Below are 19,020 nucleotides of genomic sequence, written 5' to 3'. Positions count from 1 at the left end.
CCTGCCGACTGCGGTAGCGTTCCTGCCCCGTTGATGCCTACGAGATCTCAAATGTTTTGCCAGGCTGTTGCCTTTGCTAAGGAAGCAGCCTGGCTTCGTCTTCTCGACGTCATGACTCGCCATTGCTGGCACCGTGGCTTCGATCAACGTTCTTTGAAAACCTCTTTACAATTAGTTGTAAGTCCCATGAAGTTGATTAAGTTGTTCCTGTTAATGTCCTGTCTGTGTCTCGCTACTGGTTGCAGTGAGCCGGCTCCGGAAAACATGCTCGAAGGTGCCGAGGAAACCCAGTTAGCAGAAATTCGTGCTGAGCTGGAAGCACAGCAAAAAGAACGAGCGTCTTCGACGGATCGCCCGCAATCGCCGTAGTCTGATTGCGTGAATCCAGGAGATTGGATGCCGACGAGCCGCGATCAAGTAGACGCGGCTTTTTTCGTGTTTGTTGACGCTCTGTCAGCCTCAACAATTGTCAGCATCAAAAACTGTTAGCATCAAAAATCAAGGTTGAGAACGGACGGCTCGAACCATACCGGTCCGATTTACGCGACACGATTGGGCCCGTTCCATGTTTAGGGCTGACGAGCGATGAGGACGTAGGTCTCACCCGGTTCGGTCTCGAATTCAATGCCACCGTCTTTAGTCGGTTTCGTACTGACGGTTGTGCCGTTGACGGTCACATCGACTTCGGTTTTGGGATTGATCCGACAGGTTTGGCCTTTCTTTGATTGAACTTCGACGCGTGTGATTTGATTTTGGTCCCACTGCATGTCCAGTTCGAAAGCTCCTCGGGCACACACGCCATCGAACCGTCCGGCGTTCCATGAACTGGGCAACGCAGGCAACAGGTCAATCACGCCTTCGTGGGATTGCATCAGCATTTCGGTGATCCCGGCTGCCACACCGAAGGTTCCATCGACTTGCAGCGGTGTGTTGCACTTCGCAAAGAGCTGGGGATAGGCTTGCTCCTTGATGTAGCCTTTGAATATTTTGTGAGCCCGCTCTCCGTCGTAGAGTCTCGCCCAAAGATTCATTTTCCATCCGCGTGAAAATCCCGTGCCTCCATCGCCGCGTTGCTCCAGCACCGCTTTGCACCCGTCGATCCATTGAGGGGTTCGTTTGGCGGAAATGACGTTGCCGGGGTAGAGGCCGTACATGTGCGAGAAGTGCCGGTGCTTATCTTCGAGTTGCTCGTAGTCTTCCGCCCACTCCTGCAGACTGCCGTCGCTTCCGATTTGCGGAGGCATGATTCGCGAACGAGCGTCGAGGACCTTTTTCGCGTAATCCTGATCACGCGAGAGGACCTCAGTGGCCTTTGCGTAATAGGCGAACAGATCCGTGATGATTTGCATGTCCATGCTGGCGCCGTAGCAAATCGTTGTGAAGTAATACATTCCCGTGACTTCGTCATAGAAATATTCATAGCCTGGACCCTTCGGTGGATTCTCGGGCGAATTGGAAGGGTTCGTGACCAATCCTTTACCGTCGGGATGTTCCACTAGAAAGTCCATGAAGAATTCGACGGAACCCTTGAGAACCGGGTAGATCTCCTCCAGATATTCTTGGTCGAGGGTGTAGAGGTAGTGTTCCCACAAATGAGTCGTCAACCAAGCTCCGCCAACGGTGAACGTGCCCCAGGTGGGACCATCCATCGGAGCCGCCACACGCCAAAGATCGGTGTTCTGGTGGAAGACCCAACCGTCGGCGCCATAGTGCTCGCGAGCCACCTGACTGCCCTGGTCGGTGAGTTCCTTAACCATTGTGATGAGAGGTTCAGCGCAGTCGGAAAGGTTGCCCGATTCAACCGGCCAGTAGTTCATTTCGGTGTTGATATTGGTGGTGTATTTGGAATCCCAGCTAGGGTTTTGGCTTTCGTTCCAAATGCCCTGCAGGTTGGCGGCTTCCGTCCCGGGGCGAGAAGAGGAAATCAGCAGATAACGACCAAAGTTGTACGCCAGTGCGGCCAAGGAGGGATCGTCCGCGGTTTCGAACGCGGCCATCCGTTCGTCGGTTGGCAATGCCGAGTTGGTCGTATTGGCGAGAGTTAATTCGGCTCGTTGATACAAGGATTGATAGTCGCGGATCGCGGCATCTGAAATCTCAGCGAAGCTCTTGTTTCGGATGTTGTTAAAGTAGTCATTGACGCGAGCAATCTGATCGCCGCTGATGTCGTTGTAGTTAACGAAGTTCGTCGCGGCGGCAAAAACGAGCGTGACCGCATCGGCATTCTTGATAAATAATTCGGCCCCTTTGACGTGCATCGATCCGCCTTCGGGAACCGCGTTGAGCTGCGCTCGGTATCGCAGCTTTCCTTCAATCCCGAGGTAGTCGGCGGATTTGCCGTTGACCATCAATCCATGATCGCCGACGCCGTCCATTCGGAAGTAGTCGGTGGCGTAGTTTGAGTGCGTCGAATTTCGCACGCCCCGCAGTTGTGCTCGGAAAGAAATCTGGCCCGGTTGATCGGCCGTCAATCTCACGACGATCACTTGGTCCGGCGTCGATGAAAGAACGTCTCGACGGAAGGTCACTCCATGTGCTTTGTATTGCACGCTCGATGTGGACGTTTCGAGATCGAGCCACCGCTGGTAGTCGGTCACTTCTTCGTCTTCAAAGAAGAGATGCAAATTCGCGAGTGACTGATACTTCATCTGCTCGACGGGGTATCCCATCATGTGACGCCCAAAGAGCTTGTGTGCCTCAAGTGGTTTGCCATTGAAGATCAATCGTTGGATCTCGGGCAGGAACTCCGCGCCACCTTTGACGACCGACGAGTAGGGGCCGCCCGTCCAATAAGTCTCTTCGTTAAGTTGGATTCGTTCTTCCGCGTTTCCGCCAAACACCATCGCACCCAGGCGTCCGTTGCCGACGGGCAGAGCTTCTTCCCAGACGCCGGCGGGTTGTTGGTACCAGAGGATAGAAGTGGGGTCGAATGACTGCTCGTCAATGAATTGGGAATTGGAGACTTTGGAATTGGATGCGTCTTGCGAATAGGCGAGTGGGCAAAACATGCAACTGCACATAATAAGAAGGATGTGTTTCATGTTCGTTCTTTCAATGCGATCTGATTGTTGCGGCAAAAGGTTTGAGAGCCGATCGAGTTGCCGACGGAGGGTGTGACGAGAAAACGGGGCAACGGTGTGACGGGGCAACGAGGTCGAGGCAACGGGGCGACGAAGCCCGCGCAACGTTTGCTGTTACTCTTTTGTTTTTGATAGGAGGCGATTTTGCCAGAGATGCCGGGGCGGGACTACTGGTGAAGTCGTCCGCACGACTGGGGCACATGCGACACATCGACGCGAACACCGCGAAGGCATCGTGAAGTCTTTGAAGCCGTAATGGATCGTCGTGGAAACCTTTGCGCCGAGATGATCGTTCGTGCATCGTGTTGCGCATGATCGCCCTGGCCGCGTGAATTGGCTTGTGCGCAACACGCCGCGTTGGTGAGGATCCGATATCGTCGACTTCAGAGCGTTTGCCTGGTTCGTGCGGCAAAAAGTTCTTGGCGAGTTTGTTATTTTTGCAAGGAAATTGTTTCGCCGGAGCCAGCGAAGTTTCCTTCAACCCGCATTGGCCGTTAACAGGAACGTCATAACGGTCTGCTAGAGTCTGCTGCAGAAGTGAAATTCATTTGACGGACGACCGGTTCGGTTTGGAGCATGCAATTCTCGTGAATTGGATTCGCGGGAAAAAATCGACCGGTTCCCCCATCCTTCTCTGTCAAGGAAGCGGACATGCAGCGGCCTGCCCCCACGCCGGTTCGAACTCTCTTCGTAAGCGACGTGCACCTCGGGTGCAAGCATTCACGTGCTGAGGAATTTTTGGCATTCCTACGTGGCTTTCAGCCCGATTCGTTGTACTTGGTCGGCGATTTTATCGACGGTTGGAAGGTCAATGCTGGTTGGCATTGGACGCAGGCGTGCGACGATGTGATTGCGCACTTGATTGAATTGACCAACCGGGGAACGAGAATCTACTACGTCGCGGGTAACCATGATGCGTTCCTGCGAAACCCGGCATTCCAATCAGGCTGTTTGGCCGCGTTCCCGCGTTTGGAGGTTGGTGACGAGTTCGTGATGGAGACGCTCGGTGGATGGCGGTTCTTGGTTACGCATGGCGATCGGTTTGACTGCGTGGAAGAGAATGCGCGGTGGTTGTCCAAAGGGAGTACTCTTTTTTATGACGCCTGCTTGAGTCTGAACCGGTGGTGGCATCAGACGTGGTTGTCGCACGATCGCAATCCGTACGGTGGTTGCTCGGTGTTGAAGGATCGCGTCAAACGTTGGATCCGTTTTGTCAGCGGGTTTGAAAATAAGATCATGGAACATGCCAAGCAAAACGGTTGCGACGGAGTTATTTGCGGTCACATCCATACTCCTGACATCGTTTCCGGTGATAACACGTGGTACTGCAACACCGGCGATTGGGTTGAGAATTGCACCGGATTGGTCGAACGAAAGAACGGACAGATTCAGTTGATTTGTCGCTACGACGAGGACATGTTCCTGCAGTTGCCGCCGCGCAACGTAAACGCGGCTTGCGCGTCCATCGGTCAGCAGGATGTCTTGCCGGCGAGTTTGGAAGATGCCGGGAAATGCGTTGGTCCGACGGTCGGAGGGTTTGTGGTGGCTAACGCGGCGAGTGATTATGCGGTATCGCGGTAGAACGCAACACGCATCGAGCGGGCAGACGGCGGGCTGTTTGATTCGCGACCATCATGCCGGATTGGCGGTCACTGGGACTGCCGAAAAGAGCGTGAATGTTCGCGAGATGTTTCTCCGGTGATTGAAAATGGTGAAACTCCTCAAGGATGGAACATCAATTGCAACCTCACCAGATGAGATCACTAACCTTCTGATAGGAGAACAATATGTCGAATCAAATGAAGTTCAATGACGAGCTTACCGTCGGGGCGCAGCCTACCGAGGCGGAAATCAAATCGATGGCTGCGGATGGATTCAAGGCGGTTATCAATTTTCGGACCGAGGGCGAAGAGGATCAACCGCTCTCGCCGGACGATGAGGGTGACCTCGTTCGATCCCATGGGATGGAATACTTGCACGTCCCGGTATCCATCGACGAGATCGACGAAACCAAAGTCGACGCGGTGCGCCGGCAATACGAGGCTCTACCGAAGCCCGTTTTCGCCCATTGCAAGTCAGGCAAACGGGCCGGGGCGATGATGATGATGCACACGGCGGTCGAGAACGACATGTCCGGCGATCAGGCACTTAAGAAAGCGAAGGAAATGGGCTTTGAATGCGATCAACCGGAACTGGAGAAGTTCGTCAAGGACTACGTCGATGGTCGTCAGGGTGCGAAGGCATCGTCGTGACGATCATTCGCCTGTCGCCGCCGTCGTCAGACGGTGGGACAGGTTTGGGTGAACATCACAACCTGCTGTTGGCCTGTGGCATTTTCGGGGAACGATTAGCCGGTCGTTCCGAGTCCTGATGCGACCGCGTTGACGCTGAGCAGAAGGCTGGGCAGGAGTTGATCGGCTTGCTGCTGTTCGCCCATTCTGCGATAGCTTCTCCATCGCCGCAGTAACGAAATCTGTTGGCGGTGGAGCAGACGCAGACCTTCACCGCGGAGTTGGATCATTCGTTCAACGTTGGGGCGTTGGCTGGCCATGGGGCCGCCGTAGACCTCTTCGACCATCGCGGTGGCAAGTCCCCATTCGGATTCGATTCGTTCGACGAATCGTTTGCGAAGCTTGTCATCCTCGACGAGGGTGCTGTATTCCTTCATCACGACCATGTCGACCGCCGAGACGCTGGTGGCGACGTTGCTGATCAGGTAGTGCAGCGGCGCCCAATCGCGAAGGCACTCGATGATCTTTGCAAACGCATCGGGTTGTTCGGTTTTGAGCCGCGAGAGTGCGGTGCCGACCCCGTACCATCCGGACAGATAACAACGTGCCTGTCCCCAACTGAAGACCCACGGGATCGCACGTAAGTCATCGAGGGTTTGTTGGCCGGTCCGTCGGGATGGGCGCGATCCGATACGGCTTTGTTCGATCGCGTCGATCGGCGTCGCGGAACGGAAGAACTCAACGAACCCGTCGGTATGGAGCAGGTCCGTGTAGGCGCCGCGCGCCCACGAGGCGAGTTCCATTAGCGTCGGTTCGAGCGGGTGTGGCCCGTCATTTTCACGCGAGTCCATCAACGTTTTCCGCGTCGCTCCCGCGAGGAATAGCTCGAGGTTGTAAATGGCGGTCGGTTCGTGAGCGTATTTTTGGGCGATCGTTTCGCCTTGTTCGGTTAGCCGAATATCACCCGCGAGCGTGCCGTCGGGGAGGCTCTTGATGAAGCGATGCGTTGGGCCGGCACCGCGACTGATCGTGCCCCCACGTCCGTGGAAGAAACGTACGCGAACGCCGTGACGGAGTCCGGTTTGGGTGAGTCGTCGCTGGGCTTGCCGAAGCCCCACGAGGCTGGCGAGGATGCCGCCGTCTTTGTTGCTGTCGCTGTACCCGATCATGACCTGGCCTACTTTTTGGTCTTCCAGCGATGACAGGTCTGCTGCGGTTTTCGATTCCTTGGCAGCGGACGTCAGGTCGATCGAGGCAATGCGACGGCGAGCGATCGCGGCCATGCTGCGTTGCGTGATCGGATGGCTCAGGAAGGTTTCGTAGATGCCGGGGGAACGGTCGAGGTCGTCGATCGTTTCGAACAAAGGCACGACAGGCAATGGGCAGACAGGGCCTTCGTCGGTTGGTTGGAGCAGGCCGACTTCGCGGGCGAGGAGATAGACCGCCAACAAGTCCGATGCGTTGCGAGTCATGCTGACAATGAGCGCGCCCAACCCGTCGATGCCGTAGGCCTGCGAGTGTTCTTTGACGACACGCAGTGCACCGAGAACTGCTTCGGCTTCGGCACCGGCGGAGAAGTCCGGGTGAACCATCGGCCGCGACGAACGGAGTTCTTGGTCGAGAAACTCGATCCGTTTGGCTTCGTCCCAACGCGAGAAGTTGGTGTCTTGGAAACCGGCGGCGTGTAACAGTTGTTCGATCGCGATGTCGTGCTTGCTGCTGTTTTGACGAATGTCGAGAACGGCGAGATGGAAGCCAAACGTTTGCGTGATCCGCATCAGGGGCGCGACCGCATGGACGGCGGTGTCAGACATGTCGACGGCCACGAGACTGCGATGCAGTACCCGCAGGTCGGCCAGCAATTCGTCGGCGTGTTGGTAAACCCAAGACGGTGGCGCGTCGTTTGGATTTGCGGGTGGTCCGTCCGATGGCAGTTTTGAAATCATCAGGTTGATGAATTGACGCCACGGTTCGTTCGGGTTGCGTGAGAGCGCGCGGCGTCCGACTTGGCCCATCGTTTCGGCTTGGGCGGCGACCTGCGAAAGGAACAAGTTCGACGGGGGCAGCCAATAGGCGGACAGGCTGACCAGGCGTGCCAACTCGACGAGTTGGGCGCGGAGCAGTCCGATCGCTTCGCTGCGAAGTTGGTAGAGCGTTTCGGCGGTGACTTGCGGCGTGACCAGCGGGTGTCCGTCACGGTCGCCACCGACCCAGGTTCCGAACGTCATTCGCGGTAGCGCGAGCGGGTCGGCGATGGCGGCGGGATCCAATCCGACGTCCTTCCAAGCTTGTCGGAGTCGCAAGTCCAATGGACGCAGCGCACGCGGGAAGACGTGCTTGAGGTAGTCCATCAGGTTGCGTCGTTCCGATTGTAAGTCGGGTTTGTCTAGGTAGATTTCGCCGGTTCGCCACAGGATATTCAGTACGGCTTCGATCGCGGCGTCGTTCTCGTCACGCTTCCACGGCGGCAGATCGCTGTCGTGGCGAAGTTGAAAGCGGTCGAAGAGGCGACGGTGATGGGCCAGCACGGTGGCCCGCTTGGCTTCCGTCGGGTGGGCCGTCAAAACCAATTCAACGCGGATCGATGGGAGATGTTGAGCGATCTGAGTCGAGGTCCAACCGGCGTCGATGAGTTGCCGAAGACTGTCTCCCCACAACGCGGGTAACGGATCGGCGGGCTCTTCGCTCTCGATCCGGTCGCGGAACCGGGCCGCGGAGCTTTGCTCGGCCATGCTGAGCAGTTGAAACGCGATCGAATACGCCTGAGTCAACTGAACGCTGTCCGACGGCGCGGCACTGTCGGAGAACGTTTTTCCGGGAATCGGCAGCAGGTCCGCGAGTTCTCCGTCCCCGCCGCGTTTGAGTACGGTCGCGAGTGACTCCAGTAGCCACTGCCAATCGCGATCGAGTTGCCCAACGTCGAGTGCAAGAACACTGGAAGAAACCATGGCCGAGACTTTTGAAAAGTGAAAGAAAGGGTGGAAAAGAGCCGCTCACATCCTATTGGCTCAGCAACGTTTTTTCACCGGGGCAATGGCTGAGGGGATATCGGGGAACCTAGTAGCGAGATAAGGGGGTGGAGAGGTTGGCAGGTTGCAACCAGTCGCCTGTCTTGCTGTCACTCAATCCCCCCACGACTAAAACAGATGCTTCACGTCGTTGTCGCGGCTTCGGAATTGGACTCGGTCGGTGAGTGTTGCGAAGAACGCGTCGACTCCTCGGTCACCATCGATCAGGTCCACGGCACCGTCGTTTTCGGAGGCTGCGGAGAGATCGTCGATCAAAGCGGCGAGGCGGTCGGCCGGATCGTCGGCGGATTCGGACCAACGCGTGAACAGCGTTTCGTGGTCGGTCTTTCCGTCAACGATTGCGAGTTCGTCACCGATCAGCAAGTCGTCGTCGCGTCCGCCATCGAGGCGATCGATTCCCCAACCGCCGACCAAGATGTCGTCCCCGTTGCTGCCGAGAAGGCGGTCTTCGCCCGCACCTCCGGAAAGATAATCGCCGGCTCCACCGCCACGCAGTTTGTCGTCGCCGACGCCTCCGAACAGGGCGACGGGGATGATGAGTCGGCGATCGGTCGAGATGTCATCGTCGCCGGCACCACCGTAAACTTCGACACGGCTGATGTTTTGATGCGTCACTCGGGTCCACGGGCCTTTGCCGTTTCGCGTTCGGACTTCGACCGAGTTCGGTTCGTTGCGAACGGAGAGCAACATAATGTCGTCATCGAGGTCCGTGCCGCCGATAACCAGTATCTTCATGCCCGGCGTTGCCAAATCGTCGGTGGTGTCCGTGGCGGCGAACGTCAGATCAAGCGTCGCGGAGCCGAATCCGGCTTCGGTGTCCGACAGGGTGACGGTTGCGGTGTAAGTGCCGCCGCTCGGCGGTGTGAAATCAAACGTTTCGCCTGAACCCTGGGCGATCGTGGCACCTTCGAAATCAGTGATTTGCCAAACGAGGTTCGCGACGGCAGTGACCGGCAGATCCGCGATGGTGACTGCGATTGTGGTCGCCTGTCCGATGACGGTCGACGCAGTCGGCGGAACGATCGTGAGTGTCCGTTCCACGGGCGTCGGCGGATCGACGTCGCCGTGATCGGTTTCGTTTCCTGCGTCGGGGTCCGGTGTCACGTTCCATTCAGCCGCGTTGTCCGCCGATGCGGCGGCATCGAGCAGGAGGCGTTGTTCGACCGACGTGGTGTTGGCATTGCGGTGCGTGCCAATCGTTTCGCCGAGATCGAGTCGTGGAACGTCGGCACCATCGTTGTACCGTCGGTCACCGGACATGACGATGATATGGTCGTCGCCGTTGCCGCCTCGAAGCACGTCGGATCCGGTTCCTCCAAAGAGAACGTCGTCGCCGATTTGGCCGAGCAATTCGTCGTTGCCGGCGCCGCCTTCGAGGTCATCTTCGTTGCGGTCAATGTCGACCTTTTGAAGGGCCGGATCGTCGAAGAAGGTCTGGGCGGCGTGGTCGATGTATTCGACCGAATATTCGGATCCGCGAAGCGAGTGATAGTAGCCGGTGTCGTTGACATACACGGGGCTGACGAGGGCTCCGTCGTCACCGAGCAGCACGTCGTTGCCGTCGTCACCGCGAAGGCCATCGTTCTTCAAATCCCAGTTGCCGTCGATTTGGTTGTGACGTGCTTCGGGGAGCAACACTTCGGCGCCTTCGCTGCGGAGTCGGGTTCGGCCGAGGTAGTTTTGGTAGTCGTTTGCGACGTCTTGGCGGGCCGCGGTCACGGTCTGCGTGAGCATTTTGCTGACGCGGTAATCGAGTTCACGCTGTTCGGTGACGTTGGTCGGCGTGTTCAGAACGAGGGGCCGGACGAGGAATCCGTCGTCGCCGAAGATCACGTCGTCACCGAGTCCACCGTTGAGTTCGTCTTGATCGATCTCGCGGTCAACTCGTGGAACGAGTGCGATCCGGTCGAGTGGAGTCCGGTCGCGGAGTTCGTTGGTGACGTTGATCACGCGGGCGTCGCGACGGGATTGAAGATCGAGTGTGTTGGCGTCCGCGGCGAGACGCAGCGTGTCGTTCAACGTGTCGAGTTCATCCGCGGTCAGGCCGACCGTGATTGGCGTTTCAGGGAAGTCCGTGACCGTGCCGGTGATGAGCGGCATGAGGAACAGAGCGTCACCGCCGATGATCGTGTCGTTGCCGGATGAGGTGACGTCGTCTTTGGCTTCGCCGTAAATCTCGTCTTCACCGATAATGAGGTCGTGCAAGAATACGTGTTGGACTTCGTTTGCCGAAAGGGCGGGGAGGCTAGGCCGGGTCGCCGCGGCATCGTCGAGCAACGTGTCGATGACGCCGAGGTGGGCCACGCCAACAAGTCCGATTGCGTCGGCGGCGAGGGTTTCGAGGTCGGCCAGGTATCGCTGCAGGTTGACGGCGTTTTCCAACGGTGTGCCGGAACCTCCGATGCCGCGGGTTGCGGGCAATTCAAACATGGCGTTATCGCCGACGATGGTGTCGTTCCCGGCATCGCCGCTGATCGTGTCACTGCCCACGCGGATGTCGCCACCGATCGCTTCGCTGTTGATGGACTTGCGAACCATTTCGTGATCGAGGGCAAGGCCTTCGAGGGCCTGCATGATTCCTGCCATCGCGGTCTCGACGGAGTTCAACGCCGAGTCGATGTGCTCGATGCCCGATTGCAGTTCGTTGTTAACGATCATGGAATCGCCGAAGAGCAGATCGTCGTCATCGCCACCGTTGAGCGTGTCGTTTCCGTCGAGGTCGCCTTCATGCCCGAAGAAGTGCGGGAGGGCGAGAAGTGACGGCGAGAGCGTCAGGTCGTTGGTGGTCGTGATGGAGTCTTCGTCGGCGATTTGAGCGAGGACGGGATTCACGTTCGAGACGCGGTCCCAACGAGGTCGTTCGGCGATCAGGTCACCGACTCGGGCGACCATTTCAGGGACGATCACGTGTCCGTCGGGGTGCAGACTCAATTCGAGCCCGGTCCAGTCGTCGGCGATCGCGTCGACCCCGATCAATCGGATCGCGTCGACCATTTGCGGTAGATCGGTCCAAGCCGGTGATAGGTTGATCCCTTGGTCACCGATAACGGTATCATCGCCAGCGTCGCCAAAGAGAATGTCGTTGCCGCGGTCACCGAGCATGACGTCGTTGCCGTCGCCACCGTTGACGGTATCATCATCGGCGTCGACAAGATCGATCAGAATCGCGACCGTTTGCCAAAGTCCGGTTTCGCTGTCGGAGAGTTTCGCTCCACCGGGAAGGTGCACGCCCGAGAACACGACTCGATCGGCGGCGAGCAGTTTCGCGGCGAGATCGGCGGGCGGGTTTTGCAGCTGAATCGGATCGATCGGCACGATGTCGCTGACGGTACCGATTTGTTCGGTGATCAGGTCACGGTGCCACACGCCGTCTTGGTTGAGGCGCGGCGTGCCGTCCTCGTTGAACGCACGCAGAATCTGTCCGGCATCGCCGAGAATGAAGTCAGCGCCCGCGTCGCCGTGGATTGTGTCGCTGCCGAGGCCGCCGACGATCTCGTCGGATTCGTTTCCACCGTGGATCGTATCGTCGCCACGTTGTCCGATCAGGATGTCTTGAGCGTCGTCGCCGTAGATCTCATCGTTGCCGCCGATTAAGTCGCGATCGTCGAACGCGTTGATTTCGCGAATGGCGATTGCGTCCATCGGTGCGAGGTAGTTTTCCCATGTGCCGAGTTGCGTGCTGAGCAACGTGCGAGAGATCAAGCCGTTGTCGCCGAGAATGACGTCTTCGTTGTCACCGCCGTGGATGATGTCGTCGCCGTCGGCACCGAAGGGAACGTTGTGTCCTCCGACGAGGTCGTCTTGTCCGGCACCGCCGCGGATCGTGTCACCGCCTTGTCCGCCGAACACGAAGTCATCGCCGTCGTCACCGTCGATGGTGTCGTCTCCGCCGCTATCAAGGGCCGCGATGAAGCGACTGATCACACGGCGGTCGACGGGGCGTCGAAAATCGACTTCGCCGTGGTCGCCGAGCAGGATGTCGTGACCGGCGTTGCCGTGCAGGATATCGCCCGCGGTACCACCGATGATGGTGTCGTTGTCGTCGCCACCGTTGATCGTGTCGATGCCACCGATCGTCGGATCAATCGTGATGATTTGATCGAGGGTACTGAAGTCGCCGTCGAGCGTGTAGTCGATGCGTCCGTTGTCGCCCATCAATACGTCGAGCCCCGCGTCGCCGTCGATCGTGTCGTCAGCGGCACCACCGAGTGCGACGTCGTCGCCACCGCCTGCGGTGATGATGTCGTTGCCGCCGATCGCGGTGTCGGTTGTTTCGATGAAGACCAGGTCGCCGGTTTCATTGAACGTGGCTCGTCCGTTGTCACCGAGGATCACGTCGCGGGCGTCGCCGCCGGTGATGATGTCACCGCCGAAGCCGCCGATCAGGATGTTGGTCGAGTTGCCGGCCGTGATGATGTCATTGCCACCTTCACCCGGAGTCGTGGTTTGCACGGTGGTGATGATGCCGGTGGTCGCGTCAAAGTTGGCGACGCCTTCGTCACCGAGAATCAAGTCAGCGACGGTGTCAGAACCGGCGAGCAAGCGATCGTCGCCGGCACCGCCGAGGATGATTTTGCGTCCCGCACCCGCCGTGATCCAATCGCTCGCTCCGTCTTCCCAGGCGATCGTTTCGGCGGTGATGAGAATTCCGAATCCGTCTGTCTCGACGACGTTGTCGACGTGGCTGAAGGTGAGCGATCCGGAGTCGCCGACGATGATGTCGAGGCCCGTTTCGCCAACCGGGTTGAGGACTTCGCCGTCGCGTGAATAGTTGACGTAGTCGCTGCCGAATCCGCCGAAGATACGGTCGTTGTCGGCATCGCCGGTGATCTGGTCGCTGCCGCCGATGTCGGTCGATTCGCTGCGGGCGTTGACGACCGCGCGGCTGGTCAACAGCAACAGTGCCGTCGATGCGGCGGTGTCGTCGGTGAGGATTTCCGGCGTGCCGTTATCATCAAACGGTCGGATCACGTCCAACGTGATGCTGCCGTGGTCGCCGAAAATCAGGTCGTTGCCGTTTCCGCCGAACAGGTTGTCGTTGCGGTTGTCGGCATCGCCACCGGTCATGTCGTCGTAATTGAACGCGTAGTCAGCGGTGGTGCGGTAGAGCGTCTTTTGCTCCGCTGTCAACGCGGTATTGTTGTGAACGATCGAGAGGATCGACGTCGCGAGATCCATCCGCATGGACAGGTCCGCGTTCAGACCCGAGTCGCCGAGGATCGAGTCATGCCCGTCGTTGCCGAAGATCGTGTCGTTGCCGCCACCGCCGAGCAGCAGGTCGTCGCCCGATCCGCCGTTGATGGTGTCGTTGCCGAGGCCGCCGTAGACGGTCACGCCGTTGGACGAAGTGATGTTGAAGACGTCGTTGCCCGCGTTCTCGTATCGAATCGCGGCACCGGTTCCGACATCGCCGGGTGCGGCATAGCGGGTTCCGTCTTGGAAGGTATCGCCGAGCAAAATCAGCGGCGCGTCGGTGTCGTTTTCGAGATTGATGTCTCCGTCGACGCCTCCGCCGGTGACCGTGAATGTGTCACCACCCATGACGGCTGATTCGAGCATCGTGTTACCGCCACCGTGGATAACGGTGATGGTTCCCGCGGCGGTGGAGTTGACGACGATGTTGTCGTTGCCGCTGCCCAGCATGATTTCGACAACTTCCAGGTCGCTGTAGTTGATGCCAGCGGGCAGAGTCGTGTCGGGCTCGCCGTCTTCGCCCTCGATGATTACGGGCGTGGTGCCCATTCCGATGCCGGAAATGTTGGTCGCGGTGACGGTCAAATTATCGTCGGTGCGAGACGCGTCGTTGTAGACTTCTAAACGGTCGGTTTGCGTTGTCTCGTCCGTCGGGTCGACGCCACGATCGACGTCGAATGCGGTTTCGTGAGGCAACATGACCGCGCGAGCGATGGCTTCGTTGCTCTCCGCACCGATACCGCCGATGAAATCGATCGGGCCCTGGATGCTGGCCGCTAAGTGTGCTGAATACGCGAACGAAAGTTCGGGTTGGCCGGAGGAGGAGAACGCCGCGTTGCCCGTCACGGTGACGGTGATTGGCGTGGACCAGTTCGTCGCGTCAAAGCGAAGGTAGCCGGGAGTGTCGCCGACGGCCGGGAACATGCCCGGAGCGGACAAGATGACTTGGCCGTCGTCCATCAAGGGAACATCGACGATGTCGGTGCCGGTCAGCGGTTTGGTCAAACGGATCGTGTACGAGTCCGTCAGCGTGCCGTCTTTGCTGACCAGAGTGTTCCCGTCGGACTGCACGATCAGGGCGCCGGCGGAGTCGTTGTCGAGCACGTCGATCGACACGGTCGGGCCGTCGGGGTGCGAGGTGAATTCGGACGGACCCGCGGTGATCGTGTGCGTGAGCGTGCGAGGTTTGATGTTCTCGACGTCGGTGTCGTTGATGGCTCGGACGGTGACGGATTGCGGCGTGTTCCAGTTGGCCGGGGTGAACGTCAGCGTCGAAATCTCGGTGCCGAACTGATCGAAGAACTGAACCTGCGCGACGTCGTCGTCGGGAATCGATTGGCCGAGCGTCACGGTGACGTCGGCGGTCGGTTGGCTAGTCAGTTGGACCGTGTAGCTGTCGTCGACCCGTTCACTGACCGTGTCACCTTCGAGGACGAGCGTGTTGTTTTCGGTCTCGTTGATGATCAGTCCGCCTTGATCGTCATCGAAGATCGTGGCTTGGACGTCCGCCAACGGGAAGCGATAGAAGTCGGCTTTGTTGGACAGAACCGAGTGATTGATTTGAGCGAGGCGTTGACCTTCCTCGGCGTCGTCGGCGATCCCGCGGACCTGGACCGTGTAGGTCTTGTTCCATTCGGCCACGTCGCTGCCGTCGAAGACAACCACGGCGGAGCGGACCCAAGTCGTGCCGCCGTCGATCGAGATTTCCAGCATCGCACCTTGGTTGCCGTTGTCGTCGATGTCGGTGGTCGATGCCCCGGCGGCGGAGATGGTGACGTACACGAACGCGTCGGTGTAGTCGTAGTTCTCTTCTTCGGTCCCGTCGCTCTTGGTGCGAGGGATGACCATCGCGATGGTGTACGTGTCGGTGACGTCAGGTTTCTGCGAGTTCACCTCGACGACGCTGGTCGCACCGCCAGATTCGGAGATCAGGATCGCACCGGCGACTTTGGTCTCGACGCTGCCCGAACCGGAACCGGCCACGGTGACGGGAATTCCACCGAACACGGCGAGATCGTAGTCGGAGTTGGTCAGGCTTTCGGTGCCGTGGTTTACGACCGCGGACGAACCGCGATTATCGGTCGAAACGATCGTTTGAGTGACATCGCCGCCGACGACAACGGTGTCGGATCCGAGTCCGCCGATGATCGTGTAAGCGACACCGTTGCGGGTGCCGAGGACGTAGAACGTGTCGTCGCCTTCGAGCCCGTCAACCTTCACTGCTTCTTCAACGCCGTCGATCGTCACGTTGAGTCCGGCGCCGAACACGCCGTCTTCGGTCAACACGAACGAGTCATCGGCTTCGGTACCGACGGCCGTCACTGTGTCGGTTCCGTCGCCACCGTTGATGCTAACGGGGGCATTGATGTTGTATCGGATGGTGTCTTCGCCGTCGCCGCCTTCGATGACGGTTTCGCCGTCGATGATGAAGGCGCGGATGATGAATTCATCGTTGCCGCCTTCGCCTTCGAGCCGGATCGCCGCCTTGTTGCTGAAGACGGTGAATTTGTCGCCGCCGTCACCGCCGTAGATCACCATTGGCATGGAGATACCGTGACTGAGGAAGTTGTCCCCTTTGAGATCCAACAACGCGATCTGATCTTCGACAGCCACGCCGCCGGTTTCGTTCGGGTTGCCGCTGAAGACCTGACCGATTTGGAACGTGTCTTTTCCGACGCCGCCGTCGAGCGTGGTGATCACGGAGTTGTCATCGGTGACGAAAGTGTCGTCGCCGGCGAGAGAGTTGACTCGCAAACGGGCGTTGATCGCGTCGGTGTAGTCGACGCGTTCGTAGGTGTCTTCGAGCCCGTCTTCGTCACCGACTTCATCGGTCGTTTGCAGAAGGGCGACGAATTTCTCACGCAACAGGAACAGATCGTTATTCGCAGTTCCGAGAATCAGGATCGAGTCGACGCCGTCATCCGGAGCCCCGGTGTCGTCGATCGAAATGCGTTCGCTGCCGGTGCCCGACAGGGTGATGTTGTAGACGTCGGTGCCGCCGGTGCCGTCGACGTAGTAGCGGTTCTCGTCGAGATACTCGATGTTGACGGTGTCTTCGTCGTTGCCGCTGGTGATGCGGGAGATCGGTGCGGCGATGTTTTCAAAGATGTCGATGACGGTGCCGATGTCGTCGATGTCACCGATGTCAACGTTGAGGATGAACTCACCGCTCGCGGTGATCGTCGAATCAGGATCGCCTTCCCCGTCAACGGAGATGTTGCGTGACATGCGGAAACTATCGCCGACGTCGAAGGTCACGTTTCCGTCCGTGGCGATTACGAGGCTAGCCACGTCGAGCAACATGTCTTCGCCTGTTGCCGCGGTGTCGGGCAGGGTGACGACGATATCGCCGGCGACCGTGCTGATGATGTCGCCAATGACGGCCGAACCCGCGGTTTCGGTCAGGTAGATGCTGCCCGTTGTCGTGGCGCCGAGACGTTCGGTCGGTTGACTGTCATCGTCGGCCTCGACGGTGTACGTCGAGCGAGTGTCGACTTGGATCGGATGTGCGAGCAGACCGATCGAACTGTGGGTGACGGCATCGATTGCGTCGGCGAGTCCCGCAAACAGTTCGACGGAGGTGCCGATCACGTCATCGGCGGAGGTGTTGTCGGCGTCGAGCAGATTGCCGGCGGACGACAGCGTGACGTTGCCCGAATTGCTGAGCACTTGTTTGACCATCAGCGGCCCGGCAACTTCGTCGATCCAAATCGATTTATCCGCCGTCGCGTTGAGCCATCCGCTGCCATCGTCGGTCGTGTCGATCAACAAGTGGTCGGCGATCGATCCGATCGTGGCGTCTTGGGTTGGCACGCTGGTGGCGTTGATCGAGAGCGTGTGGGTGACGATGTGCGCGTCGGTGTCCGGCGTGACGATGCGTCCGTCGAGAACACTGCCCGTGCTGTTGATTGTCGTCGTTGCCGATTCGGCATCGAGTTGAATGAACTTCAGTTCGCCCGTGACGCTGATTTGGAAGACGGTTCCTTCAACGGTCAACGCGAGTTTGACGTCGTTGTCTTCGTCGTCCTTCTCGTAACTGCCGATCGTCGTCGACACGTCGCTGCGGAGATAGGCGTCGCCCTGCACGTTGCCGCTGATGCCGCCCGTGATGACTCCCGTCAGGGCATCCGCGAACGCGTGGCTGATGCGGAGGTCGATGGGATTGGTGAGTGATCCGACGTTGCCGTCAACGTTCAGGACCAACTGCGGTGCGTACACGTTCCAGTCGGTGGGCGTTGCGGATGGCGAACCGTCGACGAGGTTTTGGTTGGTGGTCAGGGTGACGATGCCGAGGGCTTCGAGTTTGCCAATCGTCAGGTCGCCATCGGTGACGGTGATGTCCATGTTGCCACGGGCATACGCACGGGAAACGATCAGGTCATCATACGTGATGTTGGTGCCATTGGCGTCATAGGTACCGTTGCCTTGGATGACGCGGAAGTCGGCGTCGGATGATCCCGACAACTCTGCGGTCCGCGGAACGAGAACACGCAGCGGCGAGTTGACTCCGTCGACAAGGTTGACACCGCGGATGATTTTTCCGTTGAGGTTCACGTCCCCGGCGGCGATGACCGCGGCACCGTCGGCGGTTTCCAGGTCGACGAGGTCGCCGATCGAACGCACGCGCACGTTGCCTGCCGAAACGATCTGTTTGACAAACAGGTCACTGGCCCCGTTGAGTGCGACATCGCCATCGGCGGTCACCAACAGGGTGCCGTCGTTTTCGCCGTTGTGCGAGTCGGAATCCAGAGTTTCGATATTGACGTCGTCAACAATTTGGATGGTGACGCGTTGCAGGTCCGCGGTGTCGGAGACGAGTTGCCCGTTTTCGAGCGACAACGGAATGGTGGCTCCGTCGACGACGAATTCCCATCGATCGGTCTCGGTGAAATCCTCATCTGCGAAGGTGACGTCTTCGCTGTTGCCAGCGTCCACGCCGACGAATCGGTAAATCTTCAGTGCGGCGTCGGCGGTGACGACGACGGTTTGCCCGTGCGCGACCGAGGTGGCGGTCAGGAACGCGGACGCATCGAAGTCGGGGCCGAGTTGACGTGGCACATCGACATGACTTTCGTGCGTGATCGTCATCGGGGTCCACCGGTTCGTGTCGGTGAAATCTTCGGTCGCGAAGGTGAACGTTTCGCTGTGACCGGTGCTTCCGGCGACGAACTCGTAGAGTCCGTAACTGACGGTGTCGTACTCGACGAGGACCACGTTGCCGTGCGTGACCGTTTGTGCGATCGCATCGTCGGTGGTGTTGAAGTCCACCGTGATGGCTTCGAAGTCCGGGTGGGTTGCGAAGTCGACGCCTTCAAACGCGAACGTGCCGACGTCGGTGCCGGTGTAGCGGTAGGTGGTGTAGTGACGACCGATGACGTCGTCGACGGCCGTTCGTGCGAGGAACGATTTGCGTTCGCTCCATTCATCGAGTCGATTTTGGAAATCGCCTTCGGATTCGCCGACATCCTGTACCGGGATGCCGAGTCC

Annotated in this window: 6 protein-coding genes (1 of these 6 only partly in view); 3 read left to right on the top strand and 3 right to left on the bottom strand. The window is 58.8% G+C overall.

What is annotated here, in order from left to right; translation table 11 throughout:
- Positions 1–186 precede the first annotated feature (186 nt).
- Positions 187–369, top strand: a complete 183-nt coding sequence (locus FHS27_RS26745) for a secreted protein (RefSeq protein ID WP_009105465.1) — start codon at positions 187–189, stop codon at positions 367–369.
- A 200-nt stretch (positions 370–569) separates the two neighbouring features.
- On the opposite strand, the gene FHS27_RS26740 is transcribed toward FHS27_RS26745, so the two are convergent.
- Complete coding sequence (locus FHS27_RS26740) at positions 570–3,041, bottom strand: glycoside hydrolase family 95 protein (RefSeq protein WP_246421014.1); 2,472 nt, start codon at positions 3,039–3,041, stop codon at positions 570–572.
- 690 nt (positions 3,042–3,731) lie between these two features.
- On the opposite strand from FHS27_RS26740, the gene FHS27_RS26735 reads away from it, so the two are divergent.
- On the top strand, positions 3,732–4,661 hold the full coding sequence (locus FHS27_RS26735) for a UDP-2,3-diacylglucosamine diphosphatase (protein ID WP_184308826.1): 930 nt from the start codon (positions 3,732–3,734) through the stop codon (positions 4,659–4,661).
- A gap of 206 nt (positions 4,662–4,867) precedes the next feature.
- The gene (locus FHS27_RS26730; protein WP_184308824.1) at positions 4,868–5,332 is read left to right on the top strand and encodes a beta-lactamase hydrolase domain-containing protein; all 465 of its coding nucleotides are present in this window, start codon (positions 4,868–4,870) and stop codon (positions 5,330–5,332) included.
- Positions 5,333–5,427: 95 nt separating this feature from the next.
- On the opposite strand, the gene FHS27_RS26725 is transcribed toward FHS27_RS26730, so the two are convergent.
- Both FHS27_RS26725 and FHS27_RS26720 read right to left on the bottom strand, forming a co-directional pair.
- Positions 5,428–8,259 carry a phosphoenolpyruvate carboxylase gene (locus FHS27_RS26725; protein WP_184308822.1) on the bottom strand — a complete coding sequence of 944 codons (2,832 nt, stop codon included), beginning with the start codon at positions 8,257–8,259 and terminating at the stop codon, positions 5,428–5,430.
- 189 nt (positions 8,260–8,448) lie between these two features.
- Positions 8,449–19,020 carry the end of a hypothetical protein gene (locus FHS27_RS26720; RefSeq protein ID WP_184308820.1) on the bottom strand. It continues 16,698 nt past the right edge of the window, so the window shows 10,572 of its 27,270 coding nt (coding positions 16,699–27,270); its start codon lies off the right edge, out of view; the stop codon is at positions 8,449–8,451.

Origin of the sequence: Aporhodopirellula rubra (assembly GCF_014192335.1) — a bacterium.
Taxonomy (GTDB): Bacteria; Planctomycetota; Planctomycetia; order Pirellulales; family Pirellulaceae; genus Rhodopirellula; species Rhodopirellula rubra.
Note: the sequence above shows the minus strand (reverse complement) of the source record. Positions and strands in the feature narration are given on the sequence as shown.

Coding starts and splice junctions, on each gene's coding strand:
- FHS27_RS26740 (WP_246421014.1), bottom strand. CDS start 3,041: ATGAAACACATCCTTCTTATTATGTGCAGTTGCATGTTTTGCCCACTC.
- FHS27_RS26745 (WP_009105465.1), top strand. CDS start 187: ATGAAGTTGATTAAGTTGTTCCTGTTAATGTCCTGTCTGTGTCTCGCT.
- FHS27_RS26730 (WP_184308824.1), top strand. CDS start 4,868: ATGTCGAATCAAATGAAGTTCAATGACGAGCTTACCGTCGGGGCGCAG.
- FHS27_RS26735 (WP_184308826.1), top strand. CDS start 3,732: ATGCAGCGGCCTGCCCCCACGCCGGTTCGAACTCTCTTCGTAAGCGAC.
- FHS27_RS26725 (WP_184308822.1), bottom strand. CDS start 8,259: ATGGTTTCTTCCAGTGTTCTTGCACTCGACGTTGGGCAACTCGATCGC.